Source organism: Paenibacillus antibioticophila (genome assembly GCF_000455265.1).
GTDB lineage: Bacteria > Bacillota > Bacilli > Paenibacillales > Paenibacillaceae > Fontibacillus > Fontibacillus antibioticophila.
The window spans coordinates 1418643-1434276 of the sequence record NZ_HG005139.1; the positions used below are offsets into that span (position 1 = coordinate 1418643).

The following is a 15634-nucleotide window of genomic DNA, read 5'->3' on the forward strand; positions in this document are numbered from 1 at the left end:
GGTTCGAGCCTGAAATGGTATCGCCTGACAGCGATTTGTACCGCAGTCATCCTGACTGGTGTCTTCATGTTCCCGGGCGGCGCCGTACCGAGGGGAGAGAGCAGCTTGTTCTTGACCTGTCTAGAGAAGATGTCCGGAATTATCTGTATGACCAGTTAAGCGATATTTACGCTTCCGTGCCTGTGTCTTATGTGAAATGGGATATGAACCGGAACATGACGGAGATTGGTTCAGCGCTTGCGCCCGGCCATAGACAGAAGGAGGTTGCTCACCGGTATATTCTCGGTCTGTATGAGCTGCTGGAGCGCTTGACAGCAAGCTTCCCGCACATCCTGTTTGAGAGCTGCTCCGGCGGCGGCGGCCGCTTCGACCCTGGCATGCTGTATTACATGCCTCAGACCTGGACAAGTGATGATACAGATGGGGCGGAGCGCTTGAAAATCCAGTACGGCACAAGTCTGGTGTACCCGGTATCTACCATGGGAGCTCACGTATCCGCCGTACCTAATCATCAGGTGGGCCGAACGACCCCGCTGTCTTTCCGCGGTGATGTGGCTATGTCGGGTAACTTTGGTTATGAGCTGGATTTGACCAAGTTTACCGAGGAAGAGTGCGAGATTGTTAAATCCCAGGTCGAGGCCTATAAGGAATTACGGGGGTTGGTCCAGCAAGGAGAAATGTACCGTCTGCTTAGCCCATTTGAGGGGAATGTAACTGCCTGGATGTTCGTCAGTCCCGACCGTAGTGAGGCCCTGCTGTTCTATTTCCGTGTGCTGGCTGAGCCGAATGCTCCGCTCTCTCTGGTTAAGCTGCAAGGACTCGATCCTCACCGTAACTATCAACGGGTTCAAGGGGGAGAAGTATATGGGGGTGACCGGTTAATGCATGCCGGCTTACCGATGCATGAGGTTCATGGTGATTTCTCCAGCACCTGGATTCATCTTAAAGCTACCGCCAAGAGCTAACAAAAAAAGCAGATGCGTTCGGTTCACCCGACGGCATCTGCTTTTCAGTTATACATTACATTCAAGTCTAACTTAGAATTTGAAGATATGAATTGTCTTTTGCAGCTGGAATACAGCATTTTTCATAGCTTCTGTCTCTTCACTCATCTTCTGAATTGCCCCGATCTGCTCATTCATTGAAGCGGACACTTGCTCTGTGCCGGCAGCCGACTCTTGAGTAATCGCAGAGATGTTCTGAATCGAGGATGAAATATGATGAGCGCTCTCCAGCATCGATTCACTTTCTTTGGAAAATGCGGATATTTCTTCGGATATGTATTGAACACTCTGGACAATTTCCGCGAAGATACGTTCCGATTCCATAATCATTTCATTCTGCTGGCGCACTACCTCTTCGTTAATTTTAATATTATTGTCAGCCAGCTTGATATCCTGCTCAATACTGCGAACCAGATTGAATACTTCCTTCGTCGAGGCGGTAGACTCTTCAGCCAGCTTGCGAACCTCTTGGGCAACAACTGCAAAGCCCGCTCCGTGCTCGCCGGCCCGTGCGGCTTCAATTGAGGCGTTCAGAGAGAGCAGGTTGGTCTGTTCGGCGATTTCAGATATCGTTGCGGTTATTTTCGTGATGCCTCTGGCGTTTTTGGCAAGCTCCTCAATAGACTCGGCAACCTTTCCGGTCGCTTCAATATTTTTGCGCATGCCTTCAGACTGCATGGAGACCGATTCGCGCCCTTTTTCTACAAGCTCCAGCATATCGATTGAGCGGTTGTTCATCTCCCTTGTGGAATGGGTATAATTACTTACCTTATTTTCAATCTCTCCGATAGAGTCTTTCATGCCGCTGACATCTTCGGAGATTGAATTCGCGCCGAGTGCCAACTCGTTGGAGGACTGGGCCACCTGGGTCATTACACTTGTTAATTCCTGACTCCGATCAGCAATGGAGCGGGTCGAGTCCATAACCTTTTGTGTAATCTCGGAAGTCTCTTGTAAAATTTTGCGTAGCTTGTCCACCATGCTGTTAAAAGCTTTGTTCAAATCCTCCATGCCGCCCGACTCCATGATTCGGCTGGTAAAGTCGCCCTTTGCAATCTTGGCAGAGGCATTGGTAATGTCGCTGAAGGAGCCGAGCAAGGCGCCTTGGACGTAACGGGTAAGCGGATAGGTAAGCGCTGCCAAAATAATAATGACGATCAACCCTATTACGAGCTTGCCGATCAGTGCAAAGACGACAAGCACCGGTACGGCAAACAATGCAGCAACAAGGTAACAAGCAGCAGGGATCTTCTTAGCTAGAGGGAGTCTGTTGAACCATGTCATATGTATGATGCCTCCTTTTGAGATTAGGATATAACTACCATTGATTATAGCATCGTTCTGTGAAAGGGGATACATAAAAAAATCCCGGACAACGTCGAAAATTGTCCGGAATTTGTGTATAATCCTGTCTTATCCGAGCGTGACAAGGACTTGATGCACACCGCCGTCGCCAATCGGCTTGATGATATTGCCTTGCACTTCTTTTCCGTCCACGGTCATGCTCTTAACGCCTTTGCTGACGCGGTCCGGATTTTCAATCTTGATCACGTACGTATCGCCGCGGTAGACCCGGGTAATTTCATATCCATCCCAAGCGGAAGGAATACAAGGATCAACCTTGAGTCCGGTAAAATCAGCCTGAATACCCAAAATAGCTTGTGTAATAGCTACATAGTTCCACGCGGCAGTACCTGTCAGCCATGAGTTTTTAGCTTCTCCATGACGAACCGCATCCTTACCTGCAATCATCTGAGAGTATACATATGGCTCCATCCGGTGAACTTCGCTAATCTCCTCAAGATAGGCCGGAGCAATCTTCGAGTAAATCTCGAAGGCTCTGTCGCCATGTCCAAGCACGGTCTCGGCAATCATAATCCAAGGATTGTTATGACAGAAGATACCAGCGTTTTCCTTATAGCCCGGCGGATACGTCGAAATTTCCCCAAGGTTCAGGTAATACTTCGAGTAGGCAGGCTGTTGAAGCACGATACCGTACTTGGTATCCAGTCTCTCGGCTACAGAGACCATGGCTTTGTCGGCCAGCCCTTCTTCAACACCGATGCCGGCCATGACGCAGATCCCTTGCGGCTCAATGAAAATTTGTCCTTCCTCATTTTCTTTGCTGCCGATTTTCTGACCATAGTGATCATAGGCACGCAGGAACCAGTCCCCGTCAAATCCGTGCTCCAGCGTAATGGCACGCATGCTCTCCATATGGCTTTTCGCTTCGGCGGCTTCCTGATCCAATCCGCGCATCCGGCAAATTTCGATGAAATCGGGGCTTACGTAGACGAACAAACCGGCGATAAACACTGACTCTGCTGTTCCGCCTGCGATATTTTCGGTAGTCTGGAACGATTCGCCCGGCTCCTTGGAGAAGCAGTTCAGGTTCAGACAGTCATTCCAGTCGGCGCGGCCGATCAGCGGCAAGCCGTGAGGTCCGAGATTGTGGATGACATGATAGTAAGAACGCTTCAAATGTTCGAACAGCGTGGCCGTGTTGTCCGGGTTGCTGTCGAATGGAACTTGCTCGTCGAGAATGCTGACATCGCCGGTCTCTTTGATATAGGCAGCTGTGCCGAGCACGAGCCAGAGCGGATCATCATTGAAGCCGCTGCCGACCTCGTTATTCCCTTTCTTCGTCAACGGCTGGTACTGGTGGTAGGCGCTGCCGTCTTCAAATTGAGTGGCTGCAATATCAAGGATCCGTTCTCTTGCACGCTCCGGAATTTGATGGACGAAGCCGAGCAGATCCTGGTTGGAATCCCGGAAGCCCATTCCCCGTCCGATGCCGGATTCGAAATAAGAGGCAGAGCGGGACATATTGAACGTAACCATACACTGATACGGGTTCCAAATGTTAACCATCCGGTTCAGCTTCTCATCGCCGCTGTTAATCTGATACTTGGACAGCAGACCGTCCCAATAGGTAGCCAGCTCTTCAAGCGCACGATCCACGTCGGCATCGGTAGCGAACTGATCGATCATCGCCTGCGCAGGCTTCTTGTTAATCACGCTTGGCGCTTCCCATTTGTCTTCCTCAGGCACTTCCACATAGCCGAGGATAAATACCAGACTTTGCTCCTCCCCAGGGGCGAGGGTCAGCTTTACTTCATGGGAGCCGATGGGGGACCAGCCGCTCGCAACCGAGTTCGAGGCTTTGCCTTCAACAACCACTTGAGGCTCATGAAGACCGTTGTACAGGCCTACAAAGGACTCGCGGTCCGTATCGAAGCCGTCAATCGCGCGGTTCACCGAGTAGAAGGCATAATGGTTTCTGCGTTCACGGTATTCGGTCTTGTGGTAAATGACAGAATCCTTGACTTCAACCTCACCCGTGCTGAGATTGCGTTGGAAGTTGGTCATGTCATCCTGCGCATTCCAGAGACAGAACTCGGCAAAAGAGAAGAGGGAGACAGTCTTATTGGCGGAGCTGGTATTTTTCACTGTCAAACGGTGAACCTCGCCCGTATATCCAAGTGGGATAAAGGCTAATTGCGAGACAGAGATGCCGCCTCTTTCTCCTGTAATAGAGGTGTATCCCAGCCCGTGGCGGCATTCGTAGAAGTCAAGCTCACGCTTAACCGGCATCCAGCCCGGTGTCCAGAAATCGTTGTTGTCATGGTCGCGCAAATAGTAATAACGGCCGCCGGTATCAAGCGGAATATTATTATAGCGGTAGCGGGTAAGGCGGCGCAGGCGTGCGTCGCGATAAAAGGTGTATCCGCCGGCTGTATTGGAGATCAGCCCGAAAAATTGCTCGTTGCCCAGATAATTGATCCAAGGGTAAGGTGTTTTCGGCGTGTTGATTACATACTCTTTACGGACATCATCAAAATTACCGTATTTCATCAAAATACTCTCCCTTCTTTTTGTGAACGCGCGTTTATAATAGACGGAAAAGATTGCCCCCGAAAGGGCAAGGTGAGTGAAACCTGTTGTGATGCGGTTACTCGTGCTCCTTAAGCTCTCTGCAGGATTCCCTGACGATCAGGGCAGTAGGGAAGCTCAGCGTGCTGAACGCCGATTCCTCCGCGTTGCACAGAGCAATGACCTTTTCTACAGCAGCCGTCGCCATTTCATGAATCGGCAGCTTGACAGAGGTAAGCTTGGGATTCATGCGGCCGGCAAGCTCAACATCGTCAAATCCGACCACAGACAGATCATCGGGGATTCGGATACCATGCGCTGTGAAGGCTTCCATCGCTGAAATCGCCATATCATCGTTACAGCAGAACAGGGCGGTAGGCCATATCCCGCTCACGGCAAGCCGCTCGGCCTCTTGGTAGGCGGTTTCCTTCAAGAAATCCCCTTCAAGAATGAATTCCTCCTGAAGCGGCAGCCCATGCTTGCGTAACGTATCTTCATAAGCGACGTAACGCTCTCTGCCAGAAAATGTACTCATTCTTCCCTTCATGATGCCGATGCTCCGGTGGCCCAGCTCGATCAAATACTCAATAGCATGGACTGTGCCCTCATAGTCCATAGAGTTAATGACGGCCAAGTGATTCTTGTTCAAGCGTTCAGCCATAATCTCCGAGATATCGTAATCGATCAGGACAAGAGGAGCCTCTTGGCCAACCATCTCACGGACCAGCTCACTATCCTTCTGGGTGCCGACAAGAATGCCGCCGTCGATCCGTTTCTGTTGGTAAGCCTGCTTGATTTTTTGAAAATCACCGGGAGAGTAAACGGTATGAATGAGTACATAGTAGCCCAGGGAGTTTGCCGTATCGACCACCAGATCGACGATCGGGCCGAAGTAGCTGTTCTGATAGATTCGGCTTGCATTTTCCCGTTCATTCATACTAATGGCGAACAGGCCAATCGTGTCTGTCCGCTTGCCGGCGAGGGCTCTGGCGAAGCTGTTCGGCTCATACTGATACTGCTCGATAATACGCAGCACCTTCGCTTTTGTCGCCTCGGGCACGTTGGCGTAGTTGTTGATGACCCGGGATACCGTGCTGCGGGATACCCCGGCTAATTTTGCAATATCTTCGCTGCGCAATGCTGTTCACCTCTTATAAACGCGCGTTCATAGTCTTATTGTAATGGAAGCGTTCCCTAAATTCAATTCTTTTCTTCGTCTATAAAAACAGGCGCCGTAGGCGCCTGAACTAGCTTTATTCCGAGGCAGGAGTCGTCTCCAGATAACGTTTAATCAACTCAACAGCCTTGTCTTTGTTCTCGGAGTCGATCCGGACCGTCACAATCATATCTGGCAGATACAGCGGAAGCTGCTTGGCCAATTCGCTATCCTTTACCCGAATGCCGTAGATGTGATCCTCAGTATCCTCTTCAGATCTCCCCGTAACGATGGAGTCCTCTTTTAACAGCGGCTTGAGTTCACCGTTCGCGTCTTCGTCCAGGTTCATAAACAGGCCGCTGTTCATCAGCCAGTCTAATGCGTTCTCATCAACAATATATACGTCTGGACGCTCCGTTGAGAGCAGGGCCATCGCTTTCTGCTGAAATGCGATATCCTGGGACCCGATCACATCTGCCTCTTGCGAAGGCAGATAGACGAGCTCCACCTCTGTACGCTGCCAATCCGGCATCGTTGCAGTGAAGGCATCCTCTAGCGCACTATCCCCGCCTTTGCTGTCATCAGCCATGAAGGTGCCAAGGAACATAACGGATAAATCGAGCGGGGGAAGAGCCGCGATTCGGCGTTTCTCCTCCAAGTTGTTCATAATGGCCGTAATTCCAACAATAACAACGATAACTGAGATGATTCCGATTATGATTTTGGTCTTATGAATCCTGAAAAAATCATTGCTTTTTTCTGCGGTGCCGGCAAATCTGCCCCATTTGGAGTAACGCTCGCGGCTAAGCTCTTCGATCTTTTTCTTCTCTTCATAGTCGACAATCGTTCTGTATGCCTTCAGCTTCAGCTCGTATTCATCCGGTTGGTTCTCGGCAGTATTCTGAGCAGGCTTGCGGGAGCGGGATTTGCGGATCAGAATATCAAATTCACGGTCCAATTCCTCCCGGGAAGCGCTCTCGGGAAGGCCCAGAATCTCATAGGCTTTTTTCAGTTCATCCATCGATCATTCGGTCTCCTTGTATATGTATTTAACTAGCTTTAATTATACTGTGGATGAGCATGAATGTGAAATTTGCGCACAAAGCAGGAATAGCCGCCCGGCATTCAATGCCAGAGCGGCCCAGCGGTATCCTTATAGAGACTGGATGACTAGATTCGGCGCATGGACAATATTTGTTCGTTCCAGTATCCCGAATCCAGCGGGCTAATCTGAACGCCGGGATCTCCCCAGGTATGAATGAATTTTCCGTCTCCGATGTACATGCCGACATGACCGGGGATTTTGTCACTGGAGAATCGTCCGGGAACGGTAAAGAAGATCAGATCCCCTGCCTTAAGACTGCTTCGAGATACGGCAGAGCCCCTTTGGGCCTGATCCCGGGCGAGGCGGGGGAGATCAACGCCGAAATGGTCATAGATATGCTGAGTAAAGGAAGAGCAATCAAAGGTTTTGGACGTCGAATAATCCGCGGCTCCAAATTCGTAAGGAACACCTAAAAACCGCTTGGCATAAGACACCATCTCGCTGCGGTCCGATGGAAGACTCTAGATACGGATTTGCCCGGTATCGGACTCTGACTCAATTTCGGTTGCTCCGGAGCCGCCATGGGCCTGTTCGAGCGAAGATACGGAGACCTTGCCGGTCGCTTCATCCCGCTGAATCGAGGTCTGCAGCAAGGCTTCCGCAGATCGCGGGCTGATGTACACCCAGCCGTCATGCCGGATGGGAGCATCAGGGAGCATCACTTGCTTGCCGAAGGACAAGGCCTCCTTGCGTCCGGCTGCCACCTCGAAGATCGGATCCGTGTAGCCCATCTGAATCAGGTTCTTCCGGCTGACAAGCCGCAAATTCATCGAATCGGCCAATTGGTTCATTTGCAGCCAGGTATTCTGGGTGTTGTGCGCCTCGCGCAGGGAGGAGTTGTCTTGAGACCGGAGCGACTGTGCAGTGTAACCATTCGAGGCATCTCCACAGGCGTTCAATATCCCCGTTAGCAGAAATAGAAGCAGGCAAATAGCGGTTGTTTTCATGCGACTGCTGTTCATTGATATAGACACTCCATTTCTTTAGTGAATATTTGAAGTATGCAGAAATGTAGGTTTTTTATGTATGCAATCCGGATTTTCATAACCTGTGCCGGTGACGAAGGGAGCCCGGATTTGATATAATGCGTACCAGAACAGCCTGTCTGTCCTATTAAGGATTAGGAATGTGGCGAAGGGAGATCAAATAATGACGCAGTTCAAAGCTTATGAAACGGTATTTCATGGGGAGCCGGCGATCGGGCTTCAGGCGGGAAAATATGAGGCGATCATGTTGTCGCATGTGGGAGGCAATCTGATTGCTTTCCGCGATAACGAAAGCGGTTACCGCTTTTTGAGGGAGCCGGCGGAGTCGGAAATGGAGAGCTTCAAGAGCAATCCTGGCGTGCACGGAATCCCGGTGCTGTTCCCGCCAAATCGGTATGAAGACGGCCGCTTTCCTTGGAAGGGGAAGGTTCTGAATTTCCCGGTGAATGAGCCGGCGACAGGCAACCACCTGCACGGTTTCCTGCACACGGCAGCCTGGGAGGTTGAAGAATTCGGAGTTGCCGGCCACGAGAGCTTCGTAACGGTAAAAATAGACGTTGATGAACAGCACGCCATTTATCAATACTTGCCATTTCGTTTTACGGTCAAGCTGACCTATTCCTTGGGAGCCGATGGACTTCGTCAGCATCTGTTCGTGAAGAACAATGGGGAGGAGGAGATGCCTTGCCTGCTCGCCTTCCATACAGCTGTTAATGTACCGTTCGCGCAGGGAAGCTCGTCCGAAGATTGTACTGCGAAACTGACAATAGGAAAGAGATGGGCTTTGAATGACCGAATGCTGCCGACCGGTGAGTTCCAGGAGCTGAGCAAGGAGGAACTGTTGCTGCAAGGAGAAGGTATTAGCCCGTTCTTCGCTGCGATGGATAATCACTACACAGCCGCACCTCAGAATGGACGGAACCGGATGGAGCTGACGGACCGCAAAGAAGGCGCCGTGCTGGTATATGATGTGGGAACGTCATACAAGCAGTGGATGGTCTGGAATAGCGGAGCGGCAGGCGGATTCTTCTGTCCTGAGCCGCATGTGAACCTGGTGAATGCCCCGAATGTGGATTTGCCTGCCGAGGAGATTGGTCTCTTCGGTCTCAAAGCGGGGGAGATCTGGGAAGAGACATCCCGCTTCTATGTGAAGCCGGTTTAATGGCAAACTAAAAGAAGCAGCCTGATGCAGCACTTGCAATAAGTGCCGACTGGCTGCTTCTTTCAGATTATTTGCCCGCTTGTTTAAGCAGGAATCAGCCGTTTGATCTCTTCCAGATTACGTCTTGGAACCTGCAAGGTTTTGATTCCGTGAATTTGATCCCGGAACAGAATCTCATTCTCCCGGATCTCGGAGATTTTGGAGAGATTCACATAGCAACTGCTGCTGATGCGGTAAAACGAAGGGTCTGCGATGAGCTTGGAGACTTGTTCCGCGGAGAATCTCTTTTTTATGCTGTAATATCTGCCGTGGAAGCATACCAATCCCTGGACTCCAATCTTGAAGAAATACGTGTCGTGCGGCTCTAAATCCTCGTACACATCGAACACATGATTCTTCTCCTGTCCGACATTCATCATTCCAAATTCCCCCTTTAGAAGATGTTGTGGAAGCGCTTGCAGTATAACATATTTTTCTGGATTTGTGTAGGGGTGCAATTTTAAATTTTAGCTATTCAAGGAAGGATTGCTGGACTTTTCAGGGAATATACGAAAAAATAGAGATTGAATACGGAGTGCAGAAGGAGGAAATTATCAGCATGAAATCAAGTCCAAATCGAACCTTGCTTATCGTTGGCTCCTATGCCGACCCCGAGCAAAACGGAGTATATGTATACGAACTGGATAAAGAACAGGAGACGTTAACCCGTCTGGATGCAGTGTCCGGTATGAAGAACCCGACCTTTGTCGGATTGGATGAGACAAGAGGTCTTGCTTATGCCATTTCCGAAACAACCGAGAATGGAGAGCGGATCGGTGAGATTGTGCCCTTCCGGATCGATACCGAAACCGGCAAGCTTGCAGAATTGGCCCGAATCAAGACGCTTAAGCCCTCGACCTCACATATCGAGATTGACCCTTCCGGCCAGTATGCGGCGGTCTCGGGATATCACGGAGGAAATGTCGGGCTGATCAGATTGTCAGGTACAGACAGTACAGGCAGACTGACTGATGAACAGCAGCATGTGGGGCAAGGAGCCGATCCTGTCCGTCAGGACCGCCCTCACCCTCATTCTGCCAAATTCAGTCCGGATAATCGCTTCCTGCTGGTAGCGGATCTAGGGCTGGACCGGGTGCGCAGCTATGCCGTCGATGTTGCGGAGGGCAAGCTGTCTCCCGTTTACGATGCCGTAACTCCCCCCGGATCAGGGCCAAGACATCTGGCCTATCATCCCGACGGGCTGCATGTGTATTCCATTAACGAGGTAGGCAACTCGATTACCACTTATGAGTATGAAGCAGAGACTGGTAAGCTGACTCCTGTGAATACAGTATCCTCCTTGCCGGACAGCTATACGGGTGAAAATACGACCGCCGAGATTGCAGTGTCTAACGATGGACGTTATCTTTACGGGTCCAACCGCGGTCATGACAGTATTGTCCAATTTGCCATTGAACCGGCCAGCGGGGCATTGTCCTTCGTTCAGCATGTATCCACAGAAGGCGGGCATCCTCGTCATTTTGCGCTGACACCGGAGGGCGATTATCTGATCTGCGCCAACCGGGACAGCAACAATCTGACTTTATTCCGCGTTGACCCTGCCAGCGGCAAGCTGACGTTTACAGGCCAATCTGCTGAAGTAGCCAAGCCAGTATGCGTAAGACCTTTTATATAAGTTGAACTATAACAGCTACGTAGAAAGGGCAAAAGTGTGAAGTGTTACAAGCTTTCTGCAAGAAAGCTACTTCGGGAGCATAAAGCGAATGCGTTCGCCTTTGAGAGTGGATTTCTACCTTGCAATATCTTAGTTCGATTGGAGAAATCCGCGAACAACAGCGATCGTAAGAACACTTTACACGTTGCCCTCAAAACGTAAAATTCAGTAGTTTAACTTATATATTTATCCTTTATTGATGGAAAAGCCCAGAATTGAGTATCCCGCTCCAAAGCTGCTCAAACTGGGGAATATCCAGCTGCTGTGCGGCATCGGACAACGCAGTCTGCGGGTCGGGGTGCACCTCGACCATAATGCCGTCCGCGCCCGCTGCAAGAGCCGCTCTCGCACATGGCAGGAGGATATCCTTTCGCCCGGTGGAATGACTAATATCAACCATCACCGGCAGATGGGTCTCCTGCTTGAGCAGCGGCACGGCGGAGATATCCAGCGTGTTTCGTGTCCACTTCTCGTAAGTGCGGATGCCGCGCTCAATCAGCATGACCTCCGAATTTCCCTTCACGACGATATATTCAGCGGCGTGAACGAATTCTTCCAGTGTAGCTGCAATTCCCCGTTTAAGCAGAACGGGGATTTTGGCTTCTCCGGCTGCCTTAAGCAGCTCGAAGTTCTGCATGTTTCTTGCGCCGATCTGAATAACATCAATGTATTGCTCCGCCAGCTCCATATGGTCCGGGTGCACAATCTCACTGATCGTGACAAGCCCGAACTCATCAGCCACTTCCTTCAGCATTTTAAGACCCTCCACCCCCAGCCCCTGGAAGTCATATGGGGAGGTTCTCGGCTTGAATGCTCCGCCGCGCATGACCTTGATGCCTGCCTGCTTCAAGGCAGCCGCGACCGTGCGAAGCTGGTCATAGGATTCCACCGAGCAAGGACCTGCGACCATAACCTGTGTGTCGCCTCCAATAAGAGTTCCCTGCAAATTAATAACTGTACTTTGTGGCTGCTTCTTGCGGCTAACCAGCAATTGCTGCTTATGGTCCTCCTCCTGAAGGTTCAGCGACGCCTTGAAGATTTCCTTAAAGAGATGCCTAATCTCGGCATCCTTGAACGGACCGGGGTTAACCCGGGTCAGTTCTTCCAGCATAGCACGCTCCCGTACAGGATCGAATTTCGGCACGCCCTGCTTTTCTTTGATCTCTCCGATTTCCCGAACAATGCTTGCTCTTTCATTAAGCAGTCTCAGTAATTCGTAATTGATTCCGTTCAGCTGCTCCCGCAGTTGATCCAACGCTTCTGCCATTGCTCCTATCCCCTTTGCATGTAGTAGTGCGCTGATGTACAAAAAAAGGCTGTCTCTCAAGGGACGGGGTTACCGCGGTACCACCCTTGTTAGACAACCTTTCAGTTACTCAGCTCAAAACACGATAACGGCGTGTTGCCGGAGCTCCCTAATGGACCGATATGGCCGTTCAGGGCTCGACTCGGGAGCGAACTTCGGCAGTGCGGCTCCATCCGGGGTGCTCTCAGTCTGCGGCACCGCCGTCCCTGTCTGGACGCATCTGCGTACTTTTCTCCGTCATGGTCATTATTGCTGTGCTCATTACGTAATTTATTCGAGATTATAGTCTTTTGTGCATAGGATGGCAAGAACATGCGGCCCAGTGAAGCAAGGGTGAAGCTTTAACGCATTGAATCGGATGGAGAGAATTTTTAACAGATCCAAGGAAAAATAAGCGGTCTTGCTTGCTTTTATGAAGCCGGCTCGCGTAAGATGATTTAGTAGGCAGCAATCAAGCAAAAGTTTGACAAGGAAGCGAGTTGTTCTTAATGGCCTTCTTCAGAGAGTTATTCCAGATGCCGGGCTTTCGCCGAGTGATCGCGCTGGTATTTGCCATCATTGTCCTGTACTATTCCCGCAGCATGCTCAATCTGTTTCTGATTACGTTTATCCTGACTTACCTGATCAACCGTCTACATAATTTTACTGTTCGTAATGTAAACCGAATATTCAAGATTAATTCGGTTATCGTCGTGTTGCTTATTTACGCCATTATGATTTCGCTTCTTGTTACGGCCATATACTATTACTTGCCTGTATTCATTGCAGAGCTGACTGATCTGGTCAATCAGGTCATTTCATTCTACGACAATCCCCCGACCAATCTGCCGGATAATATTCTGCTTAATTTCCTTGTAGATTCTTTAAAAGATATCGACTTGTCCTCTTATATTGATAAAGGCTTTACCTTCCTTCTCAGTACATTGACTAATATCGGGGAATGGAGTCTTAATCTGTTCGTCGCCATTATTCTAAGCTTGTTTCTGCTTCTGGAGAAGGAGAAGGTTACGAATTTTACGGCAAAGTTCAAAGAAAGCCGCCTGTCCGGATTGTTCCTTGAATTGGAGTATTTCGGGAAAAAGTTCGTGCATTCCTTCGGGAAGGTCATCGAGGTTCAATTCCTGATTGCGCTTGTTAATGCAGCGCTCTCCACTACATTCCTATGGATTTTCGGATTCCCGAATCTGATCGCATTGGCGATTATGATCTTCCTGTTGGGCCTTATCCCGGTTATGGGGGTCGTTATTTCATTAATTCCGTTATGTGCCATTGCCTTCAAGATTGGCGGACTGATTAAAATCGTCTATGTTCTGATCATGATTGCAGTCGTTCATGCAGTTGAAGCCTATATATTAAACCCGAAATTTATGTCGAACAAAACTCATCTGCCAATCTTTTATACCTTTATGATCCTGCTGGTGTCAGAGCATTTCTTCGGGGTGTGGGGATTGATTGTCGGGGTACCGATCTTCATGTTCCTGCTTGATATTCTGGAAGTGCCGATAAATGTTCCTGAGCGCCGGTTACTGTCCAGGAAGGCGTCTCCACCTCCTGAACAGGACAACGGAACGACCTAAGTGATGAGAGTGTACTCTGCGATGATAGCAGGAGCTCCCCCGAGAACTGCGGAGGAGCTCCTTTTGTGTTGTTCTATTTCTGCTGCGGCTCTGCCCAGTTGATCTGGTTTTGCTTGTAGTCCAGAGCAGGATGGCCGGGTGCAGTTTGATTCCAGGTTCGGTTAATGATCCGCTTAAGCTTGCCTGGGAGGCGTTCTTTCATGCGTGCCGCGTCCTCGGCACTGAGCCTGCCTTCGGCCTGAGCCTTGGCCATATGACTGTTAGCCGATTCGGTTAGCTTCTGGACATATTGCTCCTCGGTCCACCCTTTGCTCGACTGAACGATCTCAAGCAGCGTCTTGCCTTGCTTAAGCTCTTCCACCAGCGCTTGCGGCTTGATCCCGAGCAAATCGGCGGTGTCCTTCACAATATGTCCTCCGTGAACCGGACGGTGATGACCGTGCTTGTGATGATGCTCCTGCTTCTTGCCGTCCTGACCAGTCTCGGCGGCGGGCTTCCATTCGCCTGAAGCGGATACCTGTACCGCGGCGGGAGCAGCGGCGAGACTGAGAGTCACGATGGACAGTAGTGTCAGTTTGCCTAGTAAATTCATGGACTTTCTTCACCTCTTCAGTTAGAATGATTGGGTTTCATCTCTTAGTGTTGACCATAATGAGCTGTTTCTTATCATTTCGGGTAAAAATAACAAGGAGCTTGGACTGCAAACAACAGGAGGAATGAGATGTGACATTTGGTGCCAGAATGCTGAAAACGGGTTTGGCCGTGACCCTTGCTCTATATGTGGTGAGCTGGTTCCAGTTATCTTCACCGGTCATCGCGGCCGTTGCTGCCATATTTGCCATGCAGCCTTCTATCTATAAATCCTGGAGATATTTGATGGACCAGCTTCAGACGAATACCCTGGGGGCTGTCCTTGCGATGCTTGGCGGCATGATTTTCTCCAATGAGCCCATTGCGGTGGGGCTGGTGTGCATCATTGTCATTATGATCTGTTTGCAGTTGAAAATGGGAGAGACGATCGGCATCACGCTGGTTACCGTTATCGCCGTGATGGAAGCCTCCGGGCAATGGGAATTTGCTCTGAACCGTTTCGCCCTCAGTCTGATCGGCATTGTCTCCGCATTTATTATTAATCTGCTGGTGTTTCCGCCCAAGCCGCACGTCCAATACACCCATCAGATTCGTGAGACCTTTGATCATCTGTCATTGCTGCTGCGGACTGCCGTGTCTGACGAGATTAAGGAGACGGTGTTTCGCAGTGAGAAGCGCTCGCTGGAGGATCGGATTAATTCACTTGCTGACAAATACAAGCTGATGGAAGAGGATCAAAAGAAGCTAAAGAGTCCGAAGTTCAAGGATAGCCGGCTGCTCGTGGTGTACAAGCAGATGCTTAGAACCTTGAGAAAAGGCTACAATGTACTGGATGCGGTGGAGAGTCATTATTTTCAGGCGCAGCGGACTCCGGAGATTAATCAAGACTTTGATGCGCATCTGGAGCGCTTGATCAAATTTCATGAGCATATTATGTTGAAGTTTGATGATAAGCTGAAGCCGAACCTGCTTGAAGGCGAAAAATTTGAACAGGATAACGACCGATTTTTACGCGGATTACTGGACAAATACGAAGGACAGCAAGAGGATTTCCTGCGGCTTACGATCGTCTCCGCGGAAATGTATGAGTATGGATATCAGTTGGAAAGATTAAACCGGTTGGCAGACCATCGTTCAACCGTAGAAGTTAATTAAGCTCT

The 15634-nt window shown here is 50.0% G+C and carries 14 protein-coding genes; 5 read left to right on the forward strand and 9 right to left on the reverse strand.

The window, feature by feature from the left end; translation table 11 throughout:
• Window positions 1-965, forward strand: a 965-nt coding sequence (locus TX85_RS27365) for an alpha-galactosidase (protein ID WP_233500633.1), incomplete at its 5' end; no start/stop codon positions are given.
• Window positions 966-1037: 72 nt separating this feature from the next.
• Here TX85_RS27365 and TX85_RS06405 read toward each other — a convergent pair.
• The 6 genes from TX85_RS06405 to TX85_RS27375 form a co-directional block, all read right to left on the reverse strand.
• On the reverse strand, window positions 1038-2288 hold the full coding sequence (locus TX85_RS06405; RefSeq protein WP_044478268.1) for a methyl-accepting chemotaxis protein: 1251 nt from the start codon (window positions 2286-2288) through the stop codon (window positions 1038-1040).
• 129 nt (window positions 2289-2417) lie between these two features.
• Entirely contained in the window at window positions 2418-4859 is a 2442-nt protein-coding gene (locus TX85_RS06410) for a GH36-type glycosyl hydrolase domain-containing protein (protein WP_044478269.1), read from the reverse strand.
• A gap of 97 nt (window positions 4860-4956) precedes the next feature.
• A complete protein-coding gene (locus TX85_RS06415) occupies window positions 4957-6015 on the reverse strand; it encodes a LacI family DNA-binding transcriptional regulator (protein ID WP_044478270.1) in 1059 nt (352 codons plus the stop codon).
• 115 nt (window positions 6016-6130) lie between these two features.
• Window positions 6131-7054: a type 2 periplasmic-binding domain-containing protein gene (locus tag TX85_RS06420; RefSeq protein WP_044478271.1), complete on the reverse strand. Its 924-nt coding sequence runs from the start codon at window positions 7052-7054 to the stop codon at window positions 6131-6133.
• A 149-nt stretch (window positions 7055-7203) separates the two neighbouring features.
• A complete protein-coding gene (locus TX85_RS27370; protein WP_049894835.1) occupies window positions 7204-7575 on the reverse strand; it encodes a C40 family peptidase in 372 nt (123 codons plus the stop codon).
• Between the two features lie 24 nt (window positions 7576-7599).
• The gene (locus TX85_RS27375; RefSeq protein WP_049894836.1) at window positions 7600-8100 is read right to left on the reverse strand and encodes a hypothetical protein; all 501 of its coding nucleotides are present in this window, start codon (window positions 8098-8100) and stop codon (window positions 7600-7602) included.
• Window positions 8101-8287: 187 nt separating this feature from the next.
• Between TX85_RS27375 and TX85_RS06430 the strand changes: the two genes are divergently transcribed.
• On the forward strand, window positions 8288-9286 hold the full coding sequence (locus TX85_RS06430; protein ID WP_044478272.1) for an aldose 1-epimerase: 999 nt from the start codon (window positions 8288-8290) through the stop codon (window positions 9284-9286).
• An 83-nt stretch (window positions 9287-9369) separates the two neighbouring features.
• On the opposite strand, the gene TX85_RS06435 is transcribed toward TX85_RS06430, so the two are convergent.
• A complete protein-coding gene (locus tag TX85_RS06435) occupies window positions 9370-9705 on the reverse strand; it encodes a LytTR family transcriptional regulator DNA-binding domain-containing protein (RefSeq protein WP_044478273.1) in 336 nt (111 codons plus the stop codon).
• 179 nt (window positions 9706-9884) lie between these two features.
• Between TX85_RS06435 and TX85_RS06440 the strand changes: the two genes are divergently transcribed.
• Window positions 9885-10961 carry a lactonase family protein gene (locus TX85_RS06440; protein ID WP_044478274.1) on the forward strand — a complete coding sequence of 359 codons (1077 nt, stop codon included), beginning with the start codon at window positions 9885-9887 and terminating at the stop codon, window positions 10959-10961.
• 232 nt (window positions 10962-11193) lie between these two features.
• Here TX85_RS06440 and TX85_RS06445 read toward each other — a convergent pair whose 3' ends face one another.
• Window positions 11194-12267 carry a bifunctional 3-deoxy-7-phosphoheptulonate synthase/chorismate mutase gene (locus TX85_RS06445; protein WP_044478275.1) on the reverse strand — a complete coding sequence of 358 codons (1074 nt, stop codon included), beginning with the start codon at window positions 12265-12267 and terminating at the stop codon, window positions 11194-11196.
• Window positions 12268-12794: 527 nt separating this feature from the next.
• On the opposite strand from TX85_RS06445, the gene TX85_RS06450 reads away from it, so the two are divergent.
• Window positions 12795-13883 (forward strand): AI-2E family transporter, encoded by a 1089-nt coding sequence (locus TX85_RS06450; protein WP_044478276.1) that lies wholly within the window; start codon window positions 12795-12797, stop codon window positions 13881-13883.
• A 73-nt stretch (window positions 13884-13956) separates the two neighbouring features.
• Here the strand turns inward: TX85_RS06450 and TX85_RS25290 are convergent, their stop codons facing one another.
• Window positions 13957-14475, reverse strand: a complete 519-nt coding sequence (locus TX85_RS25290) for a hypothetical protein (RefSeq protein WP_049894837.1) — start codon at window positions 14473-14475, stop codon at window positions 13957-13959.
• Window positions 14476-14606: 131 nt separating this feature from the next.
• Between TX85_RS25290 and TX85_RS06460 the strand changes: the two genes are divergently transcribed.
• Window positions 14607-15629: an FUSC family protein gene (locus TX85_RS06460; RefSeq protein WP_044478277.1), complete on the forward strand. Its 1023-nt coding sequence runs from the start codon at window positions 14607-14609 to the stop codon at window positions 15627-15629.
• Window positions 15630-15634: the final 5 nt, after the last annotated feature.